At 52.0% G+C, this 26,098-nt stretch carries 22 protein-coding genes, 1 tRNA gene and 1 riboswitch; of the genes, 7 read left to right on the top strand and 16 right to left on the bottom strand.

The genetic code is table 11. The annotated features are described in order from the left end of the window. Positions 1–7 precede the first annotated feature (7 nt). On the bottom strand, positions 8–823 hold the full coding sequence (locus QYE77_RS00425; RefSeq protein WP_315623181.1) for a ZIP family metal transporter: 816 nt from the start codon (positions 821–823) through the stop codon (positions 8–10). Between the two features lie 86 nt (positions 824–909). Between QYE77_RS00425 and rsmI the strand changes: the two genes are divergently transcribed. After that, positions 910–1,596 carry a 16S rRNA (cytidine(1402)-2'-O)-methyltransferase gene (gene rsmI / locus QYE77_RS00420; RefSeq protein WP_315623179.1) on the top strand — a complete coding sequence of 229 codons (687 nt, stop codon included), beginning with the start codon at positions 910–912 and terminating at the stop codon, positions 1,594–1,596. Between the two features lie 22 nt (positions 1,597–1,618). Here rsmI and QYE77_RS00415 read toward each other — a convergent pair. Further along, a tRNA-Glu gene (locus tag QYE77_RS00415) sits at positions 1,619–1,694 on the bottom strand. Positions 1,695–1,754: 60 nt separating this feature from the next. Then, positions 1,755–2,429 (bottom strand): SOS response-associated peptidase, encoded by a 675-nt coding sequence (locus QYE77_RS00410; RefSeq protein WP_315623177.1) that lies wholly within the window; start codon positions 2,427–2,429, stop codon positions 1,755–1,757. An 80-nt stretch (positions 2,430–2,509) separates the two neighbouring features. Here QYE77_RS00410 and ftcD point away from each other — a divergent pair, with 80 nt between their 5' ends. From ftcD to QYE77_RS00395, 3 genes are read left to right on the top strand one after another with little or no spacing between them, the layout of a single operon-like run. Next, positions 2,510–4,060, top strand: a complete 1,551-nt coding sequence (gene ftcD / locus QYE77_RS00405; RefSeq protein WP_315623175.1) for a glutamate formimidoyltransferase — start codon at positions 2,510–2,512, stop codon at positions 4,058–4,060. 56 nt (positions 4,061–4,116) lie between these two features. After that, positions 4,117–4,671, top strand: a complete 555-nt coding sequence (gene dcd / locus QYE77_RS00400) for a dCTP deaminase (protein WP_315623174.1) — start codon at positions 4,117–4,119, stop codon at positions 4,669–4,671. 24 nt (positions 4,672–4,695) lie between these two features. After that, entirely contained in the window at positions 4,696–7,053 is a 2,358-nt protein-coding gene (locus QYE77_RS00395) for a glycoside hydrolase family 36 protein (protein ID WP_315623173.1), read from the top strand. Between the two features lie 71 nt (positions 7,054–7,124). Here the strand turns inward: QYE77_RS00395 and QYE77_RS00390 are convergent, their stop codons facing one another. The 6 genes from QYE77_RS00390 to metH all read right to left on the bottom strand — a co-directional run bounded on the left by QYE77_RS00390 (position 7,125) and on the right by metH (position 16,318). After that, positions 7,125–8,096, bottom strand: a complete 972-nt coding sequence (locus tag QYE77_RS00390; protein ID WP_315623172.1) for a DUF4349 domain-containing protein — start codon at positions 8,094–8,096, stop codon at positions 7,125–7,127. A 69-nt stretch (positions 8,097–8,165) separates the two neighbouring features. Further along, positions 8,166–8,888, bottom strand: coding sequence for a metallophosphoesterase family protein (locus QYE77_RS00385; RefSeq protein ID WP_315623171.1), 723 nt, complete (start codon positions 8,886–8,888; stop codon positions 8,166–8,168). Between the two features lie 19 nt (positions 8,889–8,907). After that, the gene (gene coaBC, locus QYE77_RS00380; RefSeq protein WP_315623169.1) at positions 8,908–10,122 is read right to left on the bottom strand and encodes a bifunctional phosphopantothenoylcysteine decarboxylase/phosphopantothenate--cysteine ligase CoaBC; all 1,215 of its coding nucleotides are present in this window, start codon (positions 10,120–10,122) and stop codon (positions 8,908–8,910) included. After that, positions 10,115–10,891 carry a type III pantothenate kinase gene (locus QYE77_RS00375; protein ID WP_315623167.1) on the bottom strand — a complete coding sequence of 259 codons (777 nt, stop codon included), beginning with the start codon at positions 10,889–10,891 and terminating at the stop codon, positions 10,115–10,117. Before QYE77_RS00375 ends, coaBC begins: the two co-directional genes overlap by 8 nt. Positions 10,892–10,899: 8 nt before the next feature. Continuing rightward, positions 10,900–12,771 carry a bifunctional homocysteine S-methyltransferase/methylenetetrahydrofolate reductase gene (locus tag QYE77_RS00370; protein ID WP_315623166.1) on the bottom strand — a complete coding sequence of 624 codons (1,872 nt, stop codon included), beginning with the start codon at positions 12,769–12,771 and terminating at the stop codon, positions 10,900–10,902. A gap of 7 nt (positions 12,772–12,778) precedes the next feature. Then, the gene (gene metH, locus QYE77_RS00365; RefSeq protein ID WP_315623165.1) at positions 12,779–16,318 is read right to left on the bottom strand and encodes a methionine synthase; all 3,540 of its coding nucleotides are present in this window, start codon (positions 16,316–16,318) and stop codon (positions 12,779–12,781) included. Positions 16,319–16,383: 65 nt separating this feature from the next. Further along, a riboswitch (SAM riboswitch) is annotated at positions 16,384–16,501 on the bottom strand. Between the two features lie 121 nt (positions 16,502–16,622). Here metH and QYE77_RS00360 point away from each other — a divergent pair. The 3 genes from QYE77_RS00360 to QYE77_RS00350 are packed head-to-tail and all read left to right on the top strand — an operon-like array spanning position 16,623 to position 19,678. Then, on the top strand, positions 16,623–17,042 hold the full coding sequence (locus QYE77_RS00360; RefSeq protein WP_315623164.1) for a hypothetical protein: 420 nt from the start codon (positions 16,623–16,625) through the stop codon (positions 17,040–17,042). Then, complete coding sequence (gene selA / locus QYE77_RS00355) at positions 17,032–18,408, top strand: L-seryl-tRNA(Sec) selenium transferase (protein WP_315623162.1); 1,377 nt, start codon at positions 17,032–17,034, stop codon at positions 18,406–18,408. Before QYE77_RS00360 ends, selA begins: the two co-directional genes overlap by 11 nt. Before the next feature lie 28 nt (positions 18,409–18,436). Next, positions 18,437–19,678 carry a Xaa-Pro peptidase family protein gene (locus tag QYE77_RS00350; protein ID WP_315623160.1) on the top strand — a complete coding sequence of 414 codons (1,242 nt, stop codon included), beginning with the start codon at positions 18,437–18,439 and terminating at the stop codon, positions 19,676–19,678. Between the two features lie 66 nt (positions 19,679–19,744). Here the strand turns inward: QYE77_RS00350 and QYE77_RS00345 are convergent, their stop codons facing one another. Genes QYE77_RS00345 through QYE77_RS00315 form a run of 7 tightly spaced genes read right to left on the bottom strand, consistent with a single transcriptional unit; the run spans position 19,745 to position 26,085 of the window. Further along, positions 19,745–21,523: a heme o synthase gene (locus tag QYE77_RS00345; RefSeq protein WP_315623158.1), complete on the bottom strand. Its 1,779-nt coding sequence runs from the start codon at positions 21,521–21,523 to the stop codon at positions 19,745–19,747. Beyond that, positions 21,520–22,302, bottom strand: a complete 783-nt coding sequence (locus tag QYE77_RS00340; protein WP_315623156.1) for an SURF1 family protein — start codon at positions 22,300–22,302, stop codon at positions 21,520–21,522. The genes QYE77_RS00345 and QYE77_RS00340 overlap by 4 nt, the downstream gene beginning before the upstream one ends. A gap of 7 nt (positions 22,303–22,309) precedes the next feature. Continuing rightward, on the bottom strand, positions 22,310–22,834 hold the full coding sequence (locus tag QYE77_RS00335) for a hypothetical protein (protein WP_315623154.1): 525 nt from the start codon (positions 22,832–22,834) through the stop codon (positions 22,310–22,312). 3 nt (positions 22,835–22,837) lie between these two features. After that, entirely contained in the window at positions 22,838–23,440 is a 603-nt protein-coding gene (locus QYE77_RS00330) for an SCO family protein (protein WP_315623152.1), read from the bottom strand. Positions 23,441–23,447: 7 nt separating this feature from the next. Beyond that, positions 23,448–24,017: a cytochrome c oxidase subunit 3 gene (locus QYE77_RS00325; RefSeq protein ID WP_315623150.1), complete on the bottom strand. Its 570-nt coding sequence runs from the start codon at positions 24,015–24,017 to the stop codon at positions 23,448–23,450. Beyond that, positions 24,017–24,226 carry a cytochrome C oxidase subunit IV family protein gene (locus QYE77_RS00320; protein WP_315623149.1) on the bottom strand — a complete coding sequence of 70 codons (210 nt, stop codon included), beginning with the start codon at positions 24,224–24,226 and terminating at the stop codon, positions 24,017–24,019. Before QYE77_RS00320 ends, QYE77_RS00325 begins: the two co-directional genes overlap by 1 nt. Before the next feature lie 11 nt (positions 24,227–24,237). Further along, the gene (locus QYE77_RS00315) at positions 24,238–26,085 is read right to left on the bottom strand and encodes a cytochrome c oxidase subunit I (protein ID WP_315623147.1); all 1,848 of its coding nucleotides are present in this window, start codon (positions 26,083–26,085) and stop codon (positions 24,238–24,240) included. Positions 26,086–26,098 lie beyond the last annotated feature (13 nt).

Below are 26,098 nucleotides of genomic sequence, written 5' to 3'. Positions count from 1 at the left end.
GCACGCCTCACCCCAGCGCAACATCCAGCATCATCATGAGCGCAAAGCCCAACATCACCCCAATGGTAACCACGTCAGAATGCCCTCCGGAATGGCCTTCAGGGATTAATTCCTCAACGCAGACGTAAATCATCGCTCCGGCAGCAAACGCTAAGGCATAAGGTAACAATGGACGCACCATAAACACTGCCAGTGCCCCGATGATACCCGCCAGAGGCTCCACAATGCCAGAAAGTTGTCCCAGGAAAAAACTTTTCCATCGCGATATACCTTCTCGCCGCAAGGGGGCTGAAACCGCCAACCCCTCGGGAAAATTTTGGAGCCCAATCCCAACCGCCAACGCCACAGCACCCGCCAAGGTTGCCTCTTGAATCCCCGCTGCGGCAGCGCCGAAGGCTACTCCTACAGCTAGTCCTTCGGGAAAATTGTGGAGAGTAATTGCCAACACCAACAATACGCTCCGCTGCCAGGACGTCTTCAGCCCCTCTGCGGAATTCATCGCCATGCCAATATGTAAATGGGGTAAAAGACGATCCACTAAATAAAGAAATGCCCCACCAAGAAGAAAACCGATCACCGCTGGTAACCAACCGGGCACTCCCATATCATGTGACATCTCAATCGCAGGCTTCAAGAGCGAGAAAAAACTTGCCGCAATCATTACCCCAGAGGCAAACCCTAACATTCCATCCAGCAGTCTACGATTTAACTCGCGTTTCAAGAAAACACCCGCAGCCCCTAAGGCGGTAATCCCCCAAGTGAACAGCGTTGCCAACAAGGCTTGCACGACAGGATTTAGGTCTTCCATGAAAGCCAGTGTCATCGCGTATTCCTCACTTTGTAGGATAACGTCACCAAATATAACATGTTTTCACATCTCTGACGAAGGCAACGGGTATAATCGAAATCATGCAGGAAGCGGGCATCCTTTATGTCGTAGCCACACCGTTGGGTCACCCCAAAGACATAACGCTGCGGGCGATCGAGATTCTTTCCCAGGCAGATGGCATTATTTGTGAGGACATTCGTAACGCCAGGCGATTGTTGCGTCAGTTGAATTTACCCGAAAAACCCCTCTACCCGCTCAATGAACATAACGAAGCCCAACAAACACCTGCCCTGGTGGATCAGTTAAAAAGCGGGAAACGCTTTGCACTTATTTCAGATTGCGGCACCCCAGTCTTTTCTGATCCTGGTGCGCTTTTAATTCATCAGACTGTTGCGTCCGGGGTTCGAGTTATCCCCGTCCCCGGTCCCTCATCGCTCATGGCAGCTTTATCCGTGCTCGATGTCCCCCTGGAGCAATTTGTGTTCGGGGGCTTCCTACCTCGCAAGCCTGAAGAACGTCGTCAGGCCTTAAAAAGACTCAAAACCATAGGCATGCCCATTATACTCATGGATACCCCTTACCGTCTGATTACCTTGTTACAAGAAATCGCACAGGTTTTCGGCGATCAAATACCCATCACCCTAGCCCTAGACCTTACCTTGCCTCAAGAAACCATTCTCCGCGGCTCGGTGAGCAGCGTCATCAACACCCTGAAAACTCGCAAGGCTGAATTCGTTCTTATCGTTCACGTCTCTAAAACAAAATGATCACGCCATTTGCGTGATCATCTGGTGCCCCCAGGGGGATTCGAACCCCCGTTTTAGCCTTGAAAGGGCTGCGTCCTAGTCCCCTAGACGATGGGGGCAGCGCGGACAAATTCTACCACAAGGATAGGCATTGGGTCAAGCCAAATGGGACGTAATATTCATCCTCTCTCTGCCGGCTGGATACAAACGGGGTCATCCACAGCAGGATTATTTACAGCACGCTCAACGGGATAGGCCATCATATTCTCCGCCGGATAGGGTTTTAAGAGCGCCTTTAAATCCGAGAGACCACGTGTCTCGAGCCATCCCCAGCATTGAGTGCGATCCAGAATAACCGGCATCCGAGAATGAATCTTTCCCACCAGTTCATTGGCTGGACAAGTGATAATCGTGCATGAGATAACTGTTTCACCGGCTTCATTCCACCATGTATCCCACAACCCTGCCAAGGCAAATGGTGAACCGTCTTTTAGACGAAAGAGATAAGGATTTGAGGGCGACCGTTTTCCCTCAGCAGATTGCCATTCATAGAAACCATCCGCCAGAATAAGGCAACGCCGGGAAGCAAAAGCAGATCGAAACGCTGGCTTCTCATCCAAGGTCTCGGCACGGGCATTAATCAGCCTATTCCCGATGGCAGGATCCTTTGCCCAGGAGGGGATCAATCCCCATCGAAACCACTCTGCTTGGCGCATTTCGCCGTCGCGTAACCCCAAAACCGGCTGGGTGGGTGCAATGTTGTAACGGGGTCGCCAATCCGTTGGGATCCCCTTTAGCCCAAAGGACAGCACCAATTGCTCAGCGTCCACCGTTAGTGTAAAACGACCGCACATTTCTCACCAACCTTTCTTAAGCCGTTAGTGACCTCAACGACGATTATAATATATCCAATCCCCTTTCCCGAGGCATGCCTATGACCCAGCCCCTCGTCGAATGCATCCCCAACTTCTCCGAAGCCCGCCGACCCGAAGTTGTCGAAGCCATTATCCAAGCCATCAATTCCGTCCCCAATGTATATATCCTAGACCGCCACTCCGATTTTGACCACAACCGCACTGTCATCACGTTTGTCGGCTCACCACAAGCCGTGGAAGAAGCTGCTTTCCGTGCTATCGCTCGCGCTGCCGAACTGATTGATCTTGACAAACATACCGGCGCTCATCCCCGAATCGGCGCGACCGACGTAGTCCCCTTTGTCCCGATCCAGGATATCACCATGCAGGAATGCGTCGAAATGGCACGCCGGCTCGGTAAACGGGTAGGAGAAGAGCTTCAGATTCCAGTTTACCTATACGAAGAAGCCGCTTCCCGACCTGAACGAGTTAATCTCGAAAATATCCGGCGCGGTCAATATGAGGCTCTGAAAGAGGAAATCGCTACCGACCCCGAACGAGAACCGGATTTTGGACCTCGCCGTGTGGGACCTGCCGGTGCTACGGTTATTGGTGCTCGTCATCCCCTGATTGCATTTAATGTCTATCTAAACACAAGTGATGTTTCTATTGCCCAAAAGATCGCCCGTGCGATTCGATTTTCAAATGGCGGTTTACGCTACGTCAAGGCAATGGGGGTAATGGTAGAGGGCAAAGCCCAGGTATCCATGAATCTTACCAACTTCCGTCAAACGCCGGTCTTCCGTGTTATGGAAATGATTCGTCGCGAGTGTGAACGTTATGGGGTAGCCGTACACCATAGTGAACTCGTCGGCCTTATCCCCCAGGAAGCGCTCAATGACTCCGCAATCTGGTATCTCCAATTAGACGGATTTGAACCGTCACAGATTTTAGAAAATCGCCTTAGCGAGGTCATGCGAACCCAAAGCAGCGAGACAGCACCGCCACAGGAAACCAGTTTTCTCGAAGCCCTAGCCGCACCTACCCCCACCCCCGGCGGCGGATCGGCTGCGGCATTTACTGGCGCGATGGCGGCCGCGTTGGTGGCCATGGTGGCACGCCTAACTCTCAGCAAGAAAAAATATGAGCACGTCAAGCCTCAAATGTGGCAAATTTTAGAAGAAGCCGAGGCTTTACGCCATACCCTCCTTGAAGCCGTCGAGGAAGATGCACAGGCTTTTGAAACCGTCATGGCAGCGCTAAAACTGCCTAAAGAAACGCCCGAGCAGGAATCTGCTCAGCAAGAAGCACTTCAGAAAGCCAATCTTCATGCTGCCGAAGTACCTCTAAAGGTAGCCCAGACCACTTTTTCAGTCATGGAACTAGCCTATCAGGTCGCTGCTTTGGGCAACCTTAATGCCATTACCGACGCCGCATCAGCCGCAACCCTCGCGCACAGTGCCATCACGTGCGCCGGGTACAATGTCCGCATTAACTTGAGTGGCCTAGATCTCTCGCTTTCACAACCTTTACTCGACCAAATTGGCGCGATAGAAAACCAAGCCGCAGAAAGCCTGAAGAAAGTCCGCGCTTTACTACGCGATCGCGGAGGGCTTCAAATCCCAGATTAAGGCACTTCCCCTCGACCACTCGGGGTTAAAAATCTATACGTGAGAGGAGTACACCGATGGGGCTTAAACCAGATCATTGGATTCGCAAGATGGCTCTCGAACATGGCATGATTGAGCCATTTGTGGATCACCAAGTGCGCTCAGGGGTCATTTCCTACGGCCTCTCTTCCTATGGGTATGACATTCGGGTGGCTGATGAGTTCAAAATTTTTACGAATGTCTTCAGTGCCATGGTGGATCCCAAGGACTTTGATCCCAAATCCATGGTGGACTTCAAAGGGGAGGTATGTGTCATCCCCCCGAACTCTTTTGCCTTGGGGCGAACTGTGGAATATTTTCGCATCCCACGGAATGTGCTCACTGTGTGTCTGGGGAAAAGCACCTATGCCCGGTGTGGCATTATCGTTAATGTGACCCCCTTTGAACCCGAATGGGAGGGATATGTCACCCTGGAAATTTCGAACACCACCCCCCTCCCGGCTAAAATTTATGCCAATGAAGGCATTGCCCAGGTGCTTTTCTTTGAGGCCGATGAAGTGTGCGAGGTTTCTTACGCGGATAAAAAAGGCAAGTACCAAAAACAGAGCGGAATTTACCTCCCCCGCTTATGACCTAAACTAAAGCAGGAGCATCTCATGCCGGGATTGTATCCAGGACGCTTGACCTGGGAGATTGTGCCGCGCGAGGGGTATTTTTCCCTTCGTACCCAGGATGAGCCCTTTTTTCAACTAAAAAACGTCAGACTAAAAATTTACTTCCAATGGAATGGGAAATCACACCTCTGGGCGCCTCAAAATTTTCGCTCTGTACCTACTCTCAACGACCCTCCTGATCTTCCAGGAGTAGACAGTGAAATTATAGAGACACTCGTCGCATCGTTTCCACCTGCGGGACTTCAAGCCATACTCGTGCTGGCTCAAGCCAATCATGGGTATTGGGCCCTTTGGCATCTCAGTTTACACAACCAAGGTCGTGAACCCATCTGGATAGACCAAATTAGATTGCTCGATTTGGGTAACGATAACCCCAAACGCCAATTTATTCTTGGTTCTTCCCCTCAAGATCTACGTTTCTATCTCAACGGCTGGCAATCCTGGTCATACACTGCGGCATTAAGTGCCACATCAACCATGCCGCGTTCACGCTTAGGGCCTTTCCAGAATCCCATGGTGGTCAATCCGGGCACACCCCTCTTTCGCCAATCCGGGCATTTTAGTAGCGATTTCTTTACCGTTTTATTCTCCCCTAAGGACAATCTGGGATTAGTGGCGGGGTTTCTTTCCCAACAACACCACTTTGGTAGTCTGGCTTTCTCAATCACCCCTCAACCACACTTGCAGGTTTGGGCAAACGGCGATCACACTCGCCTGGATCCCGGGAAAAGCATGGAAACCGATTGGTTTATGCTATATCCCTTTACCACCGACCACGAGTTACCCCTCTCCCCTTATCTCGAGGCCGTTGCCTCTTTTCATCAGATAGAGCAATTTCCATCCAGTCCGCGGGGTTGGTGCTCGTGGTATTATTACTACACGAAACTTTCAGCCGAGGACATTTTCCAAAATCTGAGACAGATTCAGGCTTGGCAGACCCAATTACCACTTGAACTGGTTCAGATTGATGACGGTTTTGAGACGCAGGTCGGGGACTGGACAACGTTCAAGGCCTCGTTTCCTCAAGGTGTCGCCCCACTGGCTCAAGAGATCAAAGGTGCGGGATTGAGACCCGGATTATGGCTGGCCCCGTTCATCGTCCATCCCAGATCACAACTGGCTCGTCAGCATCCAGAATGGCTTCTGCGTCGCTCATCAGGCCGCCCAGTGAATGCCGGCTTTGTTTGGAACACCTTTGCCACCGCACTCGATCTCACTGTTCCTGAAGCACTGGATTACGCCGCCCAAATTATAGATACTGCAGTTCACAAGTGGGGATTCCCCTACCTTAAACTCGATTTTCTCTACGCCGCCGCCCTACCCGGTCGCTATCGCAATCCCACCCTAACCCGCGCGCAGGTATTACGCCGCGGCATGGAGACCTTACGCCAAGCCGCTGGCGATGAGACGTTTCTCTTAGGCTGCGGAGCTCCATTGGGATCCGTACTTGGGCTTGTTAACGCCACGCGCATTGGTGCCGATATCAGCGGATCCTGGCAACCCGAGTATCTTGGACACCGATGGTTTTTCCGCGGCGAACCCCATATGCCCGCCGCGGTCAACGCCATCCGCAACACCCTTACCCGCGCTCCCCTGCACCGCCGTTGGTGGATCAATGACCCTGATTGCTTAATCCTTGGCCCAACTAAATTGAGCCTGGCGGAAGTACAAACTCTAGCCAGCGTGATAGCCCTCAGCGGCGGTTCATTCCTAATTTCAGATAACCTGACCACTCTTCCGCCTGAACGGCTCAAGATTGCCCAAGCGCTCTTGCCATTAATCGAAGCATCCCCTGAGGTAATAGACCTGCTAGAGAACGAATATCCTGCCCACCTCCGCCTGGATTTGAAAGGTGCCCTCGGTGAATGGCACCTATTGGCGTTCATCAATTGGGATGATCAACCCATCACACCTGAATTCACACACCAGCGTTATCACCTAGATCCCCAACAAACCTACCTGGTACATGATTTTTGGAACGACCGCCACTACGAATGGAAAGACAATTCTTCCCTTACGCTTCCCCTGCTCCCACCCCATGGCATTGCCCTCTTGGCTGCATATCCTTTTCGCTCCGAACAACCAGCCTGGGTTGGAAGTACACTTCACATTAGTCAGGGTCTTGAGGTCAAAACCTGGGAGGTGGAAACCTCTTTCCTAACCTGTCGTATTGATATCCACCACGAAGCCGAAGGCAACGCCTATTTTTACCTACCCTTGTCTCCTTGGCAAGTTCGATTAGATGAGACCCCTCTCCAGGGGCGGAAAATTTTGCCTCATATTTATGGTTTTCCAGTTCGCCTTTCTACTTCTGGCGTAACCCTGACAATGGCTTGGTAATCAGCCTCAAAAGGATTGCCCGGCTTATTCTATTGCCGGGCAATCACGACCTTCTCACCGGATCGAATGATTTATGACTCAGGCGGTTTAGCCTCGGATTTTGGCATCTGTTTTCGCGTCCGTCGCCAGCGGCGGAATCCCTGCCAGATCAACCATCCAACAATCGCAATCGGTAAAGCCACCGGCAGGCAGAAGAGCACGAGCCAGATGGCACCACTGACCAGCGCTTGATAAGCGCGAATTAAGGCGCGGATAGCGTCCCGTGCCACCCCCTCAGGCTTCCAGGTACCGATGGTGATCGGCGCAACGGCTTCCTTAGCGCGCAGGGTTACGGTGATCGCTGACATTGCCGCTGATTCCTCATAATACTTGATCTGGCCCTTCAGAACCTCAATTTGCTCATTAACCTGGCGCAGTTCATTATAGATCTGAAGTACTTCCTCGGGCTTGGTCGCCGTATCCATGATCTTTCGCAGTTGTTCTGCCGCATCTTCCAGGTTACGTAACCGTGATTGCAAATCGGTGTATTCTTTAGTGACATCCTGGCCATAAATGTTCTGAGAGAGAATATCGGTGTCGGGGTTTTCAACCAAGGCACGAATGCGCCCAAGCGCCTCATCCAGCCGTTCAGCAGGGACACGAATGGTAATGGTTCCCTCTTGCACCTGAGCCCCTTCTGGAGTTTGGGTCTGATACAAACTAGAACTGACCACAAACCCTTTCATTTCACTCGCCAGACGAATGATGGACTCCATTGCCTGGGCAGGATTTCCCACCACAATTGAGAGTTCTGCTGAGCGGATAACCATTCGGTCACCAGCCGGGCTTTCTGGAGCTACTTCTACCGCTCCCTGGTAAGCCATCTTATCCATTGCTAGCGGCGCCATTGTGGGCTGTGCTGCAATGCTCCCGGCGTTGGCCGCACCGCGCTCTCCTGGCGCGACACTTTCAAGTGGAGCAACACTCTTTGGAGCACACGCCAACAAAACAAACAGCCCTAAGATCAAGACAACCATTGGAATTGGGCGCATTTGTGCTTTCATCTCATCTTCTCCTCTTCCAAGTAGGGTGGCTACTTACTAGACGTTTTTTAGCGCCCAAAGTTCCCTACTTCAAACGCCTTCACTCAACCGGCGCGCATGATAGGTAGGTAATCCGGCTTTGATAATGCGCTCTTGAACCTGGTCAATCGGATACTCAACCCGATGGAATTCCCATGTTCCAATCTCGGGATCAAAAATGGCATATGCCGCACGAGGATCATGATCTCGTGGTTGCCCCACTGAACCGGGATTAGCAATCGCTGGCGTTTTCAAAGACACCGTTTCTCCATCTTTGGGTATTACCCATTCAATCCATTCACCATTGTAGTGAAAGATCACCGGAATGTGCGTATGCCCAACCAAGCAATACGTTGTATCAAAATGAGCGAAATTAGCTGCCACGACGCTCAAATCCAGTAAATACTCCCATAGCGGATTACGTGGGCTACCATGAACCAAGGTGCAAGGCTCCACCACAATGCGGTCCGGCAATTGCTCTAAAAATTGTCGCGTGTCCTCGCTCAGAGCTTGTTGTGTCCACTGCACCGAAATTAAGGCCTCGCGGTTAAAAAACGAAAGATCCAGTCTCCCCAACACCGCCGCATCATGGTTACCCAGTAAACACACTAGATGAGGTTGCTGTCGAACAAGATCTACACATTCGTTCGGATCTGGCCCGTAATCCACTAAATCCCCTAAACACCAAACCGCATCCACCGAACCGGCGTCCTTGAGCACGGCTTCCAAAGCAGGGAGGTTAGCATGAACGTCTGAAATAATTAATACTCGCATGGATGAACACCCCAATAATTTATGTAAGCATAGCCACCAGTTGCTGGATAATGGCTTCCGCTACGGCTTCCTTACTCATCAGTGGCAGTGCCTGTATGCGTCCATCAGCAAACAATAGAGTTACCCGATTTGTATCCACCTCAAAGCCAGCATCCGTAGCTGAAATATCGTTAGCCACAATCATATCTAAGCGCTTGCGTTGGAGTTTTTCCTGAGCATGAATTAAGAGATCATCACTTTCGGCAGCAAAGCCGATCACCCGCCGCGGGTAACCCAACTGAGCCCGCTGCTCGGCAACGGCCATTAGGATGTCGGGGGTTGCCTCCAATTCCAATGCGGGGATGCCGTCTTCCTTCTTTATCTTTTGTCCGTGGACAACTCGTGGGCGAAAATCAGCCACGGCGGCAGCCATTAGCAAGGCTTCGGCATCCTGGATTTCACGGAGTACCGCTTCCAGCATATCAGCAGCGGTTCGCACCATGATCACCCGAGCCCCATAAGGTGGTGTTAGTGCTGTTGAGGTTGTGATTAAAACAACCTCAGCCCCCACATCTAGCGCTGCCTGGGCAAGTGCGTACCCCTGTTTGCCCGAAGAACGATTGGTGATCACCCGCACCGCATCTATCGGTTCCTGGGTACCGCCAGCAGTGACAACCACCTTGCGACCTGCTAAAGGTCCTGAACGTCCTAACCGCCAACGGATAGCCGCCAGTACCTCGGCCGGCTCTACCATGCGCCCACGCCCAACCAGACCAGAGGCCAAACGTCCCTCTGCTGGCCCGATAAACATCACGCCACGTTGTTCCAAAATCCTAACAGCTTCCTGAGTGGCCGGATGCTGAAACATCCCGGCATCCATCGCTGGCGCTACTAGCAAAGGGCATTGAGAAGCAAGTACGGTCAACACCAAGAGATTGTCAGCAATACCGTACGCCAACTTGGAGAGAGTATTGGCTGTAGCCGGGGCAATCACAATTAGTTCAGCACCACGCCCCAATCCCACGTGGGTCACATGGCCTTCGCCTCCCCATAGATCATCATCGGTATAAGCCTTACGCGAGGTTAGGGACTGAAATGTCAGCGGCGTTATAAAATGTAGGGCTCCTGAGGTTAAGATAACATCCACCTGGGCGCCCCATTGAGTTAACCGAGATGCAATCTCTCCGGCTTTATATGCGGCAATAGAACCTGTTACCCCCAAAACAATGCGGCGATTAGATACGGGATTACTCATGGCGCGAGCGATTTCTCTCCCATAAGATACGCAACCCTTCCAGGGTTAACCAGGGAGCAAAATGATGAATCACATTGGTGTGGTTTGCGATCACTTCAGCCAACCCTCCTGTGGCGATAACCTTCATGTCCGGCCCCAATTCTCGCCGAAAACGCTCGACCATCCCCTCCACCAAAGCCACATAGCCATAGACTAATCCCGACTGGATCGCATGCACGGTGTTGCGCCCGACAACCGACGGCGGCGCCTGAATATCTACCCGCGGCAATTTGGCCGTCCGCATGAATAGCGCTTCTGCTGCAATCCCGATACCGGGTGCAATCGCCCCGCCCAGGTATTCACCTTCGGCGGTGATCGCATCAAAAGTCGTCGCCGTACCAAAGTCTACTACACAGGCCGGTCCACCATATAAGGCGCAAACTGCAACAGCGTCGGCAATACGATCCGCCCCAACAGCACGAGGGTCTTCATACAAGATTTTGATCCCCGTCTCAACGGTCTCATCAATCACCAATATATCCTCACTAAGGTAGTTGCGACAAGCCTGCAAGATTCGCGGGGTTAATGGCGGCACCACCGAAGCCACGCAAATGCCATCTAATTGTGCCGGTGAACACCCACCATGTTGTAAAAGCCCCAACATTTGAAGCCCATATTCGTCTGGCATACGTTCATGGTCTGTAGCCAGACGCCATCGTGCCCCTAATTTTGTGCCCTCAAAAAGACCAATGGTGAGATTAGTGTTGCCGACGTCAATGGTCAGGAGCATAAAAGGGATCAACCACCTTTCCGTACGTTTTCAATGATTTCGGCGGCATAGTCAAAACGATTGAACGCCGGCATCAGGTAAATGCCTTGCGCAAAAGATTTCGCCGCTAAGGCTAATTCTATCGCAATTTCTATCCCGACACGAGCGGCTTTCTCCCCTCCGTTTGCCACACGTTGTCGGATCGCATGCGGAATAGTGATACCTGGCACCTCATGATGTAGGAAGGCCGCATGTCGCTCACTCACCAGGGGCAGAATCCCGATTAAAACAGGTACATTCAGCCCGCCTAACACCTCATGAATATACCCCAGAAACGCGCGCGCAGCTTCAGGATCAAAAATGGGTTGGGTCATGATAAAGTCGGCTCCCGCACGCAGTTTTCGCCGCAGATTTTTTATTTCTGCCTCTGGGTCTGGAGGATTTAGATTGAGTGCACAGCCCACAAAGAACGATGTGGGTTGGCCGATATCCATGCCCGCATGATCAACACCGGTATTAAAACCTTGTTTGATCAACTTAATTAGCCCTGAGGGCACCAAATCGTAGTTATCCATGGCGTTGGGATAATCCCCAATCGCCGTTGGGTCACCCATGACTACAAACACATTACGTACCCCTAACGCATGGGCTGCCAACAGGTCCCCTTGAACACGGAGGAGATTCCGCCCACGGGTAGGAAAGTGCAAGACGGTTTCTACACCCACCTCTTCTTGAATAAGACGGCAAACAGCCCAAGGGCTCATCCGCATCCGCGCCATTGGGCTATCCGCTACATTGATGACATCCACACCGGCTTCATTCAACAACCGCACCCCAGCGAGCAATTTTTGTGTGGAAAGCCCGCGCGGAGGGTCCACCTCGGCAGCAATGACAAATTTTCCCTCTGCCAGACGTTGGGCCAACCGCGTTGGTTGTTGCACCCCTCCGATGCCTTCCTCGCGTTCGACAATGGTAATACTGAGACCGTTCTCGTAAGTGGTGAGATCTGTTTCCTGCAATTTCTTATTCATGGCTGCAATGTGCTCGGGCGTTGTTCCACAGCACCCACCCACTACCGCAGCCCCAGCCTTCCAAAAGGCTACTGCATAATCGCCGAAATAGTCGGGAGCCGCTGGGTACATGATGCGATCCCCCATGCGTTCCGGCCACCCCGCATTAGGTTTAACCCAATATCGTCCTTCGGGAACGGCAGAGCGCATCTGTTTGAGGATGCGAAGCAACTGATTGGGACCTCCCGAGCAATTGATCCCGATCACATCGGCGCCGGATTCGTGAATATATCGGGCGACTCGTATCGGGTCATCACCCAACAAGGTGCGATCATCGCGGGTAAAGGTGACCGAAGCCACCACCGGCACTTCAGGGTCAATCTCTCGCGCCGCCAGCACTGCTTCACGCACCTCATAAAGATCAGCCATAGTCTCAATAACGATAAAATCCACCCCTGCCGCAACCAGGGCTTCAATCTGCTCCCGAAATGCCGTCCGCGCTTGTTCGGGTTGCACCCGCCCGAATGGCGCTAAGCGTACCCCTAATGGCCCCACATCCCCGGCGATCAACACCTGATGTGAGGACGATGAAATCACCTGCCGCGCAATATCAACCGCCGCCTTATTTAGGCGTGAAACCTGGCCCTCTAAACCATGCTGGGCCAGTTTATAACGGTTGGCACCAAAGGTGTTGGTGAGAATAATCTGAGCACCTGCTTCCACATACTCGCGATGAATATCAGCTACCAAATTCGGCTTTTGTAGATTTAGCAGATCAAAGCATTCCTCAAATTTGACCCCTCGCTGATTGAGTAATGTTCCCATCGCCCCATCGGCTAGAATCGGGCGTCCTTGGGAAGAAAGCCATTCAAAAAACGCCTCTCGTCTCATCCGCAACCTACCCCTCTTGAGCCCGCATCAATTGCTCAATACGGCTCTCACCGATATTGAAATATTTAGCCTGAGGATGGTGGACAATAATGGCAGCCGTGGACTGCTCTGGCACCAGTTGATACGCCGCCGTTAGACTCATCCCTAGTTCTGTTTCTGCCGGAAGCAATTCAAACACTTTGCGATGATCGGCTAAATCGGGGATCGCCGGATATCCCCATGAATACCGCTTTCCTTGATCCGGAGCCAATCCTAACTCGCGCCGAATATGGCGATGGAGGTATTCCGCCGTTGCTTCTGCCATCTGCACAGCTAAGCCGTGAGTAAAATACGCCTCTGTATAAAGCCCCTGGGATTGCAGTCGTTCAACTCGCTCAGTAGCCATTTGTCCCACGGTAACGATTTGGAATGCAACAACGTCCATAATCCCAGAATCCACCGGCGCAAAATAATCCGCCAGGCAAAGAAATTCACCCATACTTTGGCGTGGGAAGGTGAAACGCATCATTTCTTCGGGCGAGCCGGCTTGCACGCTGGCCGGATCATAAATGATCAAATCGTTTCCATCCGCTTGAGCTGGCCAGTAGCCATAAATCCCCTGGGGTTTAAGCCAGCCTTCGACCAGAGCCTCGCGGCGCATTGCGTCTAATCTGGCTTCATAGTCCGCCAACAGGCGTTCCCAGGCTTCACCGTGGGTGTTCTTCGCTCCCCATGAAAGCCGGAACAATTCGTTTTTTGATAAGCATTGGAAGACGCTTTCCAAGGGCATTTGACGCACCACCCGTACACCCCAAGTGGGCGGGCGCGGAATGCGTTCAATCAGTGGCACATTCGAACGGCGCACACCAGCCCGTGCTGTGGATGGTACTTGCCGTCCCAGTTCCATCTCTGCCTCGGCGCGAATACGTGCAAGCAGACGCTGGCGCGCTTCGGGTTCCATTAGTGCATCCATGGTTTCCAGACCCTCAAAGGCATCTTTACAGTAAAAGACGCCCGGCTCATAAAACTCACCGCTCTCGGTCTGCAAGATGCGCCGTCCGAAGCGCGGGTTAATCGCCGCCCCGCCGATCAGCACCGGGAACTTCAAGCCGCGGCGATGAAGTTCATTGACGATCAAGGGCATCTGCCGACTGGTAGAAACCAACAAAGCACTTAGGCCAATAGCATCGGCTTGAACTTCTACGGCCTTAGAAATGATCGTTTCAGCCGGCACCTGTTTGCCCAGATCAATCACCTCATAGCCGTTATTGGATAAAATGGTCTTAACCAGGTTTTTACCGATATCATGGACATCACCGTAAACAGTCGCCAGAACCATGCGCCCCTTACTGACACCCTCTTTGCGTTCCAAATAACGCTCTAGATGAGAAACTGCTTTTTTCATCACCTCTGCTGACTGCAACACAAACGGCAGGATCAATTCGCCACTTCCAAATTTGTCCCCCACTTCTTTCATCGCGGGTAAAAGCACCTGATTCAAAATCTGCACAGCAACCTCATGCTGTGAGCGCGGCGCCTCTCGCTGAATGATCTCATCAATATCCTGTTCAACCCCCTCTTTTTGACGATGCAAAATACGCCAATGCAAGCGTTGCTCGGGAGTTTTCTCCCCTAGTGCACTTTGTTCGCTCTCGCGCTTTTCGGTCCCCTCGGCAGCAGTGCTCTCCATAAAGCTAATAAAACGCTGCAAGGCTTCCGGATGACGATTGAAGATCACATCCTCAGCCAGCCGGCGTTCTTCCTCCGGTATCTCAGCATAAGGCTTGATGTGAGCCGGATTGACAATTGCCATATCCAACCCAGCCTGCACGGCATGATAAAGCATCACGCTATTCAACACCGCGCGCGCTCGCGGCGCTAAGCCAAAGGACACATTACTGATCCCCAAGGATGTTAACACACCAGGAAGTTCGGCCTTGATGAGACGAATACCTTCAAGGGTTTCAATCGCCGAACGGGCAAACTCCGGATCCCCCGTTGCCAACGTGAAGGTCAGCGCATCAAACACCAAATCCTGCGGACGTAAGCCGTGCTCCTCAACGGCGATCTGGTAAATGCGCTTAGCCACGGCCAGTTTGTTTTCAGCGGTCTTTGCCATGCCGTTCTCATCTATGGTCAGGACGATCACGGCGGCATTATAGCGCTTGGCTAACTCAAAGACGCGATCTGCCTTTGCTCGCCCCCCTTCCAGATGCGTCGAGTTCAACATACACCGTCCGGGGGCGGTTTTAAGCGCCACTTCCATGACTTCAGGCTCGGTGGTATCAATCACCAACGGCACCCGCACAAGCGGAGCAAGGCGTTTGATCACCTTGCGCATCGTCTCTGCCTCATCGCCGCGCTCGGTAAGGGCAACACAAATGTCTAGCGCATGTGCCCCGCTGTTGACTTGCTGGCGCGCCAAAGTCAAAATTTCGTCATAACGCTCCTCAAGAATCAATTGCTTGAATTTCTGACTCCCCTGCGTGTTCAGGCGTTCCCCGATCAGAAAGGGTTTGGGCTCCTGGAGCATTGGCATTGCCTGGATCGCCGAGGCCAACTGAGGAATGTTCAAGATTGGGCGTGGAGGCGCCGGACGCCGTCCCAGACGCTCTATCAAACGCTTGAGGTGCGCGGGGGTCGTGCCGCAACAACCGCCGACAACGTTGATGTGATACTTTTCGACAAATTCGGCCAGTTCCTCGGCAAAATGCTCTGGCTCCAGCGGGTAAACCGCCTGGCCGTCCACATTAAGCGGCAAGCCCGCATTCGGGATACACGAAACCGGTAGGCTGGAATGTTCCCCCAAATAACGGATAGGCTCACGCATATAATCCGGCCCGGTGGAGCAATTGAGACCAATCACGTCCACCGCTAAACCTTCCAGAATTGCCAGTACAGCAGAGATATCTGTCCCTAACAACATGCGCCCGGTGGTATCTAACGTCACCTGGGCTTGAATCGGGAGATAAATGCCGGTTTCCTCAAACGCTTTCTGAATCCCCAAAATGGCCGCCTTAACCTCCAGAATGTCCTGAGAGGTCTCGATCAAAAGTACATCCACCCCGCCACGGATCAACCCAACAGCCTGCTCTCGAAACACATCCACCAATTCGTCAAAACTAATGTTGGAAAGTTCGGGGTCATCCATCGAGGGCAATTTTCCCGTCGGTCCCATCGAGCCGGCCACAAAGCGCGGATACCCCTCGGTACTATACTCATCAGCAAGCCGTCGGGCCAGTTGAGCCGCTCGTTGATTGATTTCGATCACTTTATCTTGCAATCCATATTCTGCCAGGGTTATCCGATTTGAACGGAACGTGCAGGTTTCAATGACGTCCACACCTACATCCAAAAATGACCTATGAACCTGCTCCACCGCTTGTGGGTAGGTAATCACCAGGTAATCGTTACACCCAAAATACCGTTCACCCCCAAAGTGCTCTGGGGTCAGGTTCATTTTTTGCAAATTGGTGCCCATAGCACCATCATAAATCAGCACCCGCTCGCCCAGAGCATCCAGATAACGCCGATTTGTGAACTTGCGATGTGTGTGTTGTTCGTTCATAGGAACTCCTCACGCTAATAAAAAAGCCTCTCTGGATAAGAGAGGCCTTGATGGCAAGAAACAGGCTCTCATCTTCCAGAGTTGCCGCGATCTCGCGGGCTCTGCCGGAATTGGCACCTGCTGAGATCTTCAGCGGTTGCCGAGGCTTCATCGGGCCGGTCCCTCCACCTCTCTGGATGAGCGCCAGAGAACGGCTCTGGCTATTTAATTGTTGCAGCGAATTCTACTACAAAACTCCTTATTTGCAAGGTCTAAACGTTAACTCGAAGTGCGTTATAATCTTTTCGGAGAAGGAGTTTAAGACGTGAATCGAAGTCAACAATTCCCCCCTTTCTCTGAGATTTTCGTACCTTTTCTTATCTTAGGCGCGTTAGGATTAGGTGGATTAACCCTGGTGATCACCCAAACGTTACCCACACTACTACCGCGGTGGTTATTCTTTTTCTTGAGCACTCTGGGGGTCACCGGAATTGCACTTCCCATCGTCTATTTTCTGAATTGGCGCTTTTCCTCAAGCAACTCACTACCCTCAACAGGTACTCTCGTCCGCGAGGCCCTGTGGATGGGCATTATCTTTGATTTACTCGCCTGGTTGCAATTGGAACGGGTTCTTACCCTCACGTTAGGCATGATCTTATTCTTAGGTGTTTTCATTCTTGAATTCTCGCTCCGCCTTATTGAACGCGCGCAATGGCGCCCTCATGATACCCCACATGACTCCTGACCCACGCCAAATTCCTTCTGTAGATCAATTGCTCCATTTATCTACAACCGCTTGGCTTATCGAATCGTTCGGTCGCACGATGACCTTAAAAGCCCTGCGGGAGACGCTAAACACCCTGCGTAATAATCTTATCCATGGGAAAATCGTTGATCTCACCCCTGAGTCCATCCTAACCCAGGCCCAGAACTTGCTCAATACCTGGTTTACCCTCTCGCTCAAGCCGGTGATCAATGCTACCGGAGTCATCCTGCACACAAATTTGGGACGTGCCCCTCTAAGTCCCAGCGCCCTGCAAGCCATCTCCCATATTGCACCGGGATACTGCAACCTGGAATTTGACCTCGAGACCGGACGCCGGGGATCGCGAAACCTCCATGCCACCCAATTGCTAATTCAACTGACCGGTGCAGAAGACGCTCTGGTGGTCAACAACAACGCGGCTGCCGTTTTGCTCGTGCTCAGCGCATTAGCAGCACGGCGGAATGTTCTCGTCGCCCGCTCCCAACTTATCGAAATTGGAGGTGGCTTTCGCATCCCCGAAATTCTACACCAATCCCGAGCGCGCTTGATTGAGGTCGGTACTACTAACCGCACTAGGATTGAGGACTTCGAAAGAGCGTTGCAAGAGAGTGGGGCCGCCTTAATCCTTAGGGCTCATCACTCCAACTTTCGAATCATCGGTTTCACCGAAGAACCCGACCTAACTGAGTTAGCGAATCTGGCCCACCGTTATCAGATCCCGCTTGTAGATGACCTGGGATCTGGCGCCTTGGTGGATACCGCCAAATATGATCTGACACATGAACCTATGGTTCAAGAATCCCTGGCTGCCAACGCCGATTTGGTGTGCTTTTCGGGTGATAAACTGCTTGGCGGGCCCCAAGCCGGGATCATCCTGGGACGCAAAGATTTGCTCGAAAAAATCAAACGCCATCCCCTCGCGCGCGCGGTACGGGCTGACAAGATCACACTGGTTGCTCTCTCTGCGACCCTGCTGCACTATTTAAAGGGTGATTGGGAGCAAGCCATCCCCGTCTGGCACATGATTGCCCAATCCGCCGAAACCCTTAAGGCCAGAGCCAATCGCTGGCAAGCCGCTCTACAGGTAGGGAGCGTAATTGAGAGTCGTTCTACGATTGGCGGGGGCAGTCTCCCCGGCGAAACCCTGCCCACATATGTGCTTGCGCTTGGAGTGAAGTCTCCTTCTCAGGCTCTCAAATGGCTACGCCATCGCCCTTATCCTATTGTCGCACGCATTGAAAATGACCATATCGTTTTAGACCCCCGCACAGTATTGGAAGAACAGGAAGACATTCTATTGCGTGAATTACGTCAATTGCTGACGCAGATAAAGCCATCGTTATAACCCAAACCTACAATCTCAGGAGACTACCATGAAGCGCGACCTCGATCAATTGATGCATGCCTACCAGGTAGATGCGCTGTGGATCATGGGGCCAACCACACACAACCCCGCCATGCGCTATTTCACCGGTGACGCCTCGCTCACCAGCACTGATCTGTTCAAGCGGCGCGACCAGCCGCCCTTGCTTTTCTATCGCTCAATGGAGCGTGATGAGGCGGCTAAGTCGGGTCTAACCACTCGTTGCTATGATGAGTATCCTTACAAGACATTCTATGAGCAGGCCAGTGGAGATGTTGCCCAGGCATCGGCTTTGCGTTTCCAAAAAATCTTAACCGACCTCGGCTTAGACCATGGTCGCATTGCCTTATATGGGAAGATTGAGTTCGGGCCGCAGTTCGATTTAACCCAACGCTTACAACAATTGTTGCCCGCGGTAGAATTCCTTGGCTTCTCTGAAGATCCCATTCTGCTTTCGGCCATGATGACGAAGGACGAAAATGAGATCAAGCGAATCGAGCGTATGGGCCAGATCACCACATGGGTCGTTGCCCAAACCGCCGATTTTCTTTCCCATCATCGCGCTAAAAACGGCGTTTTGATCAAACCGGACGGCAACCCATTGACCATCGGCGAGGTTAAGCGGAAGATCAATCTATGGTTGGCTGAACAGGGTGTGGACAACCCCGAAGGCACCATTTTTGCTATTGGACGCGACGCGGCAGTCCCTCACAGCACCGGTAACCCTGATGACGTGCTTCGCCTGGGCGAGACCATTGTCTTTGATATTTTCCCTTGTGAGGCTGGTGGCGGTTACTATTATGATTTCACTCGCACCTGGTGCTTGGGATACGCAACCGACGAAGCTCTGAAACTTTATGAGCAAGTACTCTCGGTATATCACCAGATTACTCAGGAACTGAAACCCAATACGTTCTTCAAGACCTATCATGATCGCACATGCGAATTGTTTGAAGCCATGGGGCACCCCACCGTGCGCACCGATCCGACCACCCAGAAAGGCTATGTCCACAGTCTCGGTCATGGGCTGGGATTACACGTGCATGAGTATCCGGTTAGTGGTGCTTATGCCAAAGAATCGCGCGATATTCTTGTCCCCGGGACGGTCTTCACCATTGAGCCGGGGCTATATTACCCAGAAAAGGAGATGGGAGTTCGCTTAGAAGATACCTACGCTGTACTACCTAACGGTGAAATCACCCGATTAGCCGAATATCCTCTTGACCTGGTCATTCCAATTCAAGAAGCGTGACGGGAAGAGAGCGAGTTCTTGGGGCGCTCAAGATAGCGGATCCTGGTCCTGAGCGCCCCTTTCCCTCTAAACCAGGACATCCACAACCAATGCCAAAAAGATTAATGCAAGGTACATGCTAGACATGCGATACATCTGGTAAGCCGGGCGATTGCCGGGCATGCGCAAAACCCGCCAAGCGGCGTAAATCAATCCTCCCCCTAGAACCAATGCAATCAACAAAAAAAGGTGACCAGTCAGGTTTAAAAGGGGCATCAACAACGTCAAGGCCACCAATTGTAAAGTGTAGATGAAAATCTGCCGTCGCGTTGTTTGCTCGCCCAGTACTACTGGTAACATCGGAATCCCAGCCCGGGCATAATCCTTCCGCCGCACCAGTGCCAATGCCCAGAAATGTGGCGGCGTCCAAAGGAAGATAATCGCGAACAAAAAAAGCGCCGGCACCTGAAGATCGTTCGCTACCGCAGCCCATCCTACTAGCGGTGGAATAGCGCCAGCCCCGCCACCGATCACAATATTCTGAGGTGTAGCAGGTTTCAACCAAAGGCTGTAAATCCCCACATAGTAGATCATCCCTGCCAACGCTAAAAGCGCGGTAAGCAGATTAACCATAATCGCTAACATAAAAAAGGCAACCCAACAGGCCGCTATCCCATAGGCCAGACCTTGGGCTGGGGTAATAATGCCGGCTGGTATTGGACGCTTGGCCGTTCGCTGCATCCGCTTATCGGCTTCGCGATCAATATATTGGTTGATGGCGCTCGCTCCCCCTGCCGCCAGCGCTCCCCCAAAAAGGGTCCAGAAGGTCAAACGAGCGTCCGGTATCCCTTTTGCAGCTAACACCATGCCCGTATACGTTGTGACCAAAAGAAGCGCCACAATTACCGGTTTGTTTAGGAGAAAATAAGCCTTCAAACGTGTCTGCCATGAGACTGTGGCTATGGATTGTCTTTCGGAATGAGGTGACCGTACCCACACCCTGAAAACCAATACGCTTAATGTCAGCCACAATGCCACAATATTGAAAGCGTGCAAAGCCACCAGATCCTGCCGGTAGCCGCGGTTGACCATGACACCCCCTAATCCGACCTGACCCAGAAAAAGGATCGCCAGGGCTGTGGCTGCCGGAAGGACTATGATGTCTTGCGAATAACCTCGCCAGGTTATGATGAGCATCCCGGTGACCCCACCTAAGGCGAGAAGACTTAGCAACCGATGCAAGAGTATATGCCACCCCCACTGACTGAACGCCCAGCCGCTAGAACAAAAAGGCCAACCACCACAGGCCGGGCTGTATGGATCTAATCCCTGTGCATAACCGCTGATAAGCAAAAGAAATGTGACCCACAGAAGTCCCATCCCCAGAAATCTCACATATTTGCGCTTTGAGGATCGAGCATCCGAAAGGACTTGGAATGAAGGAAGGACAGAAAGCCCTGCCACCGTAAATGCTGTTAGGGCAAGCAACCCCAATGAAAGATGAGTCAAATCAGAATAATCCCGAAGTTTATTTCCAAACCAGAACGTTTGTAAGCCTTGGAGCAGCAACGTGGTTATCCCAGTTATTAATCCCCACCGTTCAATCGGAGAAAGAGACCTCTCCCTAATTAATCGCCACAAACCCACACTAATTCCTAAAAGCCCGGCCACGAATGCGAGGCTTGGATGCATCGCCGCAATCCAGGGTAGCCAAGTCTCCGGACGCCCCAATACGAAAACGCACTTCGTAATCGGAGCGCAGAACTCGGAAGGATCCAAAAAGCGGACCACATAGCCGCTGTACACCGCCAAAAGCAGAAGAACGACCACACTGCCGTAAATTTGCTTCAAGGTTTTTTGTTTCATTCGTCCCCATCCTCCAATGGCTTTGCAGGATATCCGCCAGCCTTATGCAATTGCCGTTTAACGTAAAATGGATAACCAATCCCTAAAATTGCCGCAAACGTAAACCATTGAATGGCATAGCCCAAATGCGGGCCTTCACTAATTTCGACTTCTGGTAACGCCCGATAAGGTAGTCCTTGCCACGCCGGATCTGGCGCCTGCTGTATATAGATTGGCAACAGGGAAGCGCGGGTTTGCTGTTGAATGCGCGGAATATTGACCAGGTTCCACGCCTCTAAGCGGGTTTGTCCAGGCGTCAACGTAGGATCAGGTACACCGCCAAAATCTGGGTGTTCCTGACCGCGACGAATGATCCCCCTTACGGTCACCCTCCCCTGCTCCTGAAAGGCAAGGCGGGCCGGAAGTTGGGCTTCTTCAAAAGGTATCCAGCCGCGATCTACCAGCACCGCCCAGGTCGAGCCCCGAATTTGCAACGGCGTCAACACATGAAACCCCAATCGTCCCTCCCAAACCTGGTTACGCAGAAGTACCTCCTCCTCAAATAAATACGTCCCTTCGACAATCACCTCACGATATTCCATGGTCTCGAGATCGCTTAGAGGTACGTTCTCATTTAAGTTCAAGACTGGCATAGCCTGAGCCGCCAGAACGCGAGCGTTAAACGCTCGCCGCTGCGCCAAGCGATCTAACTGCCAGAAACCAAGGCGAACCATCACGGCCATCGCCGCCAGTACAAACAGCGTGGTCAAGACCCAATGTAAAAACCCTCGCGTGCGCATATTGCTCTCAAGACCGATGGTGGATTGACGAAGCAGTTGGACCGCTTTCCGGTAGGGGAACTGCCACCAATGAGTAGACCCACAACAACATCCACGTTGGGATCATCACTGCCAGGATTCCCTGCACACGGTCTATCGGACGGATGCGTGGACGCACATCCAACCCTAATACCTGTGAAGATTGAAACGTACATGCCATGCTATACGCATTAGGACGATCCAGATTAAGCGAGGCAGTGCTTCCGGGTGGAATCCACAGCGGCCCCAACTGATGACTAACCTCGTCTTCATTCCGCACCATCAAAACATCACCCGCGGTGAAAATCATGGAGGGGAGGGCCGGGCCTGGCCCCCCCATAGCAATTTGTCGCGCCGTACCGGCAGGAATGACAATTTCAATAACACGCGGTTCATTCTCGCTTTCTCCGCGCAACAACCAGTAGGCCCCCTCACCGACCAAAACACCTACCAGTAATCCCAACAGAAGAGTAACCCCAAGGCGAACAAGTACCGCTTTGGTTGTCGCGGTCATACGTTATTTCTCCCTCAAGATGAGACGCAAGTCATTTTCCAGATCTTCCACCGGAGTGCCAAAGGAATATGTCAAGCGTAAATTTCCCTTGCCATCTATCAGGTAAACCCGGGCCGAGTGATCCACTAAATAATCGCTTCCACGACTTTCACTGTCCCGCACCAACCGATAAACACCATAGGCATTCCATACTGGTTGCAGGTCGGCTTCAGTGCCTGAAAGCCCAATAAAAGACGGGTCAAATGCAGCAGCATAGGACTGAGCACGTTCCGGGGTGTCTCGCTGGGGATCAACCGAAATAAAGACCACCCTGACCCGCTCTGACTGCCGACCAAGGCGTTTCATAACCTGAGCAAGATCAGCTAACGTCGTTGGACAAACGTCAGGGCAATAGGTGTAACCAAAGAACAGCAAAACCACTTTTTCTTTTTGCGCACTTAAAGTAAAGGTTTTCCCATTCGCCTGAGTGAGAGAAAAATCAGGCGCAGGAATCGGGGGATCAAGCAATGATCCGCGGAACTGACCTTGGGGGCGGAGCAAAAGCCCCACAGCAACCAAGGCCACCGCTACAATGCCAATCCCTATCAAGAGACTATATTGGCGCATGCCCCACCTAGAGCGTTCCCATCAGGTAGAGAGCGGGATAAAAGAAAATCCAAACCACGTCGACAAAGTGCCAGTAGTTAGCGCACGCTTCTACCGCCCAGTGGCGTTCGGGAGAGTAATGCCCTTTTAAGCCATTTCGAAAAACAACGAACAGAAAGATGACGCCGGTCAAAACATGGAAAGCATGCATTCCGGTCATCATATAGAAGACTGCACCTTCGGCGCCATCTGCCGGCCCAAATGGAGCTAGACGCCATTCAAACCCAATTACACCTACTAAAAACGCTATTCCCAGCACCATAGTGATCAAGGTACTGGACAGGAAACCACGCCGATTTCCGGCCGCAATCATCGCTTCAGCCCGATTCATAAAGAAACTGCTGGTTAACAGCACCGAGGTCACGATTAAGCCCAATGTCTGATCCAGTTCGGGACGACGACCTCCCAGCAAATAGAACCGAGTAACGAGTAACGCGCCGAACATGAAAGCATCCGAAATGATAAACAGCCATAAACCGATGCGGTTAGTGGCAACACGTTGCCGATAAGCCTCAAGGCTCATTTCATGGGTGCTCATCAGTGCTCCTCCTGTGAGCGGAAAATGCGCATTAGATGCATGTAGAACTGAATCACCACCGCCGCTTTGAGCAGGGCAATAGCCCACAGAATAACGCTCGGTGCTTCGTGAATTCCAACATAATACTCAATACCGGTTAAGACGGCCAAAACGATGAACACCACCACACCGCGTCGTACTTCAGACATTGCCTTTGAAGATGTTTTCATCGTCAACCTCCTCAATCTCCTGCCGGTTGCGTCAAGGGTTCAACATAACGCGACCCCTTCAGACCATAGTCGTAAGGGTCGCCCACCACCCGGAACGGCTGAGGGTAATTGTGCATCGGTGCCGGCGAGGGTAATAACTGCCATTCCGGTGAACGCGATTGCCAAATATTTCCTACCGCTACTTCTCCGCGGCGCAGACTAATCACCAAGTTGATAAAGAAAATCAACACCGATAAGCCAATCAAAAAACCGGCAATTGTGATCACTAAATGTGCGGTATCAAACCCTTGTGCCGGGTCATAATCGGCAATGCGGCGGCGCATGCCCAACATACCCACCCACATTTGACCAAATGTCATAACCAGAAACGAAGGCGTCATCAACCAAAAATGCAGCCGCCCCAGTGTCTCGTTTAATTTGCGCCCACTCACCTTAGGGAACCAATAATAGATCGCTGCAAACAGAGGGAAGATATACCCTCCAAACATCGTGTCGTGAAAATGGCCGACCACGAAATAGGTGTCATGCAAGTGCAAATCGGTCGCGACTACCCCATTAGGCGGGCCACTCAATCCCCCCATGAGGAACACGACAATTGCACCCAGGACAAACAGCATTGGTACCGGCGTGCGAATCCGCCCCTGCCATAAGGTAGCCACCCAACTGAAAAACTTGATTCCGGTGGGTACGGCGACCAAAAGCGTACTGTACATAAACGGCACCCGCAGGTACTCTTCCATGCCAGAGGTGAACATATGGTGCCCCCATACCAGAAAGCCCACCAAGGCAATCCCTAACGAAGACATCGCCACCCAACGGTAACCGAAGAGCGGCTTACGCACAAAGACTGGCAGTAACTCGCTGATTACCCCCAGTCCCGGCAATACAAAGATATATACCGCTGGATGAGAGTAAAACCAGAAGAGGTGTTGGAACAAAATCGGATTTCCACCTTTGGCTGGTTCAAAGAATCCCATCCCAAACAAACGCTCAAACATCACCATCTGAAATGAAAGGCCAATCAACTGCGTCGCCGTCAGCGCGATAATTGATGTGGCCAGGGTCGCCCAGGCGAAAATAGGCATCCGAAAGAGAGACATCCCCGGCGCACGCAACCAGATGATCGTAGTAATCAGATTCAAAGCTCCCAAAATGGATGACCAACCGTTGAAGAACACGCCAACAAAAAACATCTGCATCCCCAACGGAGCCCGAATACTCAGCGGAGGGTAAGCTGTCCAACCAGTATCAAAACCCCCCAAGAAAATGGCACTCAGCAACGTAATAGATGCCGGAACCGCGATCCAAAAAGAGAAAGCATTCAGACGCGGAAAGGCCATATCCCTAGCCCCAATCAAGAGCGGTACTAAGAAGTTGGCCATGGCCGCGAAACCTAGTAAGATCGAGATGATCAGCACCATACCGTGCATCCCGATCAGGGTGTTGAAGAAATCCAGCGAGAGAAACTGCATCCCGGATTGAGCCAATTCGGTACGAAAGATCAGCGCAAATGTACCCCCAATCGCAAGTAATAGCAGAGAGAGCACACCATACTGAACTCCAATCACCTTATGATCCAAACTATAGCCCAGGTAACGTTGCCAGCCCGGAGTCTCTTCAATATCCTCGATATCAGGTGTTTCGCGTCCCAAAGCCCAGGCATACCAATCCCTAAAGGCGCCAAGTGCAATCATGAAGCCCAAAACGCCTCCAAATCCGCCTACTACCCAGGCCGGTTCAGCCTTCCACGGCAACCCTAATGCCATCCGCACGGCACTCAGTAATCCGATACCAAGAAGAAAGCCTATCACCTGACCAACTAACCCTCGAACGAGCCCAATTGCCCATAAACGTCTCATAATGACCTCCATC

The sequence above is a fragment of the Thermanaerothrix solaris genome (genome assembly GCF_032334255.1).
Classification (GTDB): domain Bacteria; phylum Chloroflexota; class Anaerolineae; order Anaerolineales; family Anaerolineaceae; genus Thermanaerothrix; species Thermanaerothrix solaris.
The sequence above is the reverse complement of the archived record's forward strand: the minus strand, read 5'-3'. Positions and strand labels throughout refer to the sequence as shown.

Coding starts and splice junctions, on each gene's coding strand:
- QYE77_RS00425 (WP_315623181.1), bottom strand. CDS start 823: ATGACACTGGCTTTCATGGAAGACCTAAATCCTGTCGTGCAAGCCTTG.
- rsmI (WP_315623179.1), top strand. CDS start 910: ATGCAGGAAGCGGGCATCCTTTATGTCGTAGCCACACCGTTGGGTCAC.
- QYE77_RS00410 (WP_315623177.1), bottom strand. CDS start 2,429: ATGTGCGGTCGTTTTACACTAACGGTGGACGCTGAGCAATTGGTGCTG.
- ftcD (WP_315623175.1), top strand. CDS start 2,510: ATGACCCAGCCCCTCGTCGAATGCATCCCCAACTTCTCCGAAGCCCGC.
- dcd (WP_315623174.1), top strand. CDS start 4,117: ATGGGGCTTAAACCAGATCATTGGATTCGCAAGATGGCTCTCGAACAT.
- QYE77_RS00395 (WP_315623173.1), top strand. CDS start 4,696: ATGCCGGGATTGTATCCAGGACGCTTGACCTGGGAGATTGTGCCGCGC.
- QYE77_RS00390 (WP_315623172.1), bottom strand. CDS start 8,096: ATGAAAGCACAAATGCGCCCAATTCCAATGGTTGTCTTGATCTTAGGG.
- QYE77_RS00385 (WP_315623171.1), bottom strand. CDS start 8,888: ATGCGAGTATTAATTATTTCAGACGTTCATGCTAACCTCCCTGCTTTG.
- coaBC (WP_315623169.1), bottom strand. CDS start 10,122: ATGAGTAATCCCGTATCTAATCGCCGCATTGTTTTGGGGGTAACAGGT.
- QYE77_RS00375 (WP_315623167.1), bottom strand. CDS start 10,891: ATGCTCCTGACCATTGACGTCGGCAACACTAATCTCACCATTGGTCTT.
- QYE77_RS00370 (WP_315623166.1), bottom strand. CDS start 12,771: ATGAGACGAGAGGCGTTTTTTGAATGGCTTTCTTCCCAAGGACGCCCG.
- metH (WP_315623165.1), bottom strand. CDS start 16,318: ATGAACGAACAACACACACATCGCAAGTTCACAAATCGGCGTTATCTG.
- selA (WP_315623162.1), top strand. CDS start 17,032: ATGACTCCTGACCCACGCCAAATTCCTTCTGTAGATCAATTGCTCCAT.
- QYE77_RS00350 (WP_315623160.1), top strand. CDS start 18,437: ATGAAGCGCGACCTCGATCAATTGATGCATGCCTACCAGGTAGATGCG.
- QYE77_RS00345 (WP_315623158.1), bottom strand. CDS start 21,523: ATGAAACAAAAAACCTTGAAGCAAATTTACGGCAGTGTGGTCGTTCTT.
- QYE77_RS00340 (WP_315623156.1), bottom strand. CDS start 22,302: ATGCGCACGCGAGGGTTTTTACATTGGGTCTTGACCACGCTGTTTGTA.
- QYE77_RS00335 (WP_315623154.1), bottom strand. CDS start 22,834: ATGACCGCGACAACCAAAGCGGTACTTGTTCGCCTTGGGGTTACTCTT.
- QYE77_RS00330 (WP_315623152.1), bottom strand. CDS start 23,440: ATGCGCCAATATAGTCTCTTGATAGGGATTGGCATTGTAGCGGTGGCC.
- QYE77_RS00325 (WP_315623150.1), bottom strand. CDS start 24,017: ATGAGCACCCATGAAATGAGCCTTGAGGCTTATCGGCAACGTGTTGCC.
- QYE77_RS00320 (WP_315623149.1), bottom strand. CDS start 24,226: ATGAAAACATCTTCAAAGGCAATGTCTGAAGTACGACGCGGTGTGGTG.
- QYE77_RS00315 (WP_315623147.1), bottom strand. CDS start 26,085: ATGAGACGTTTATGGGCAATTGGGCTCGTTCGAGGGTTAGTTGGTCAG.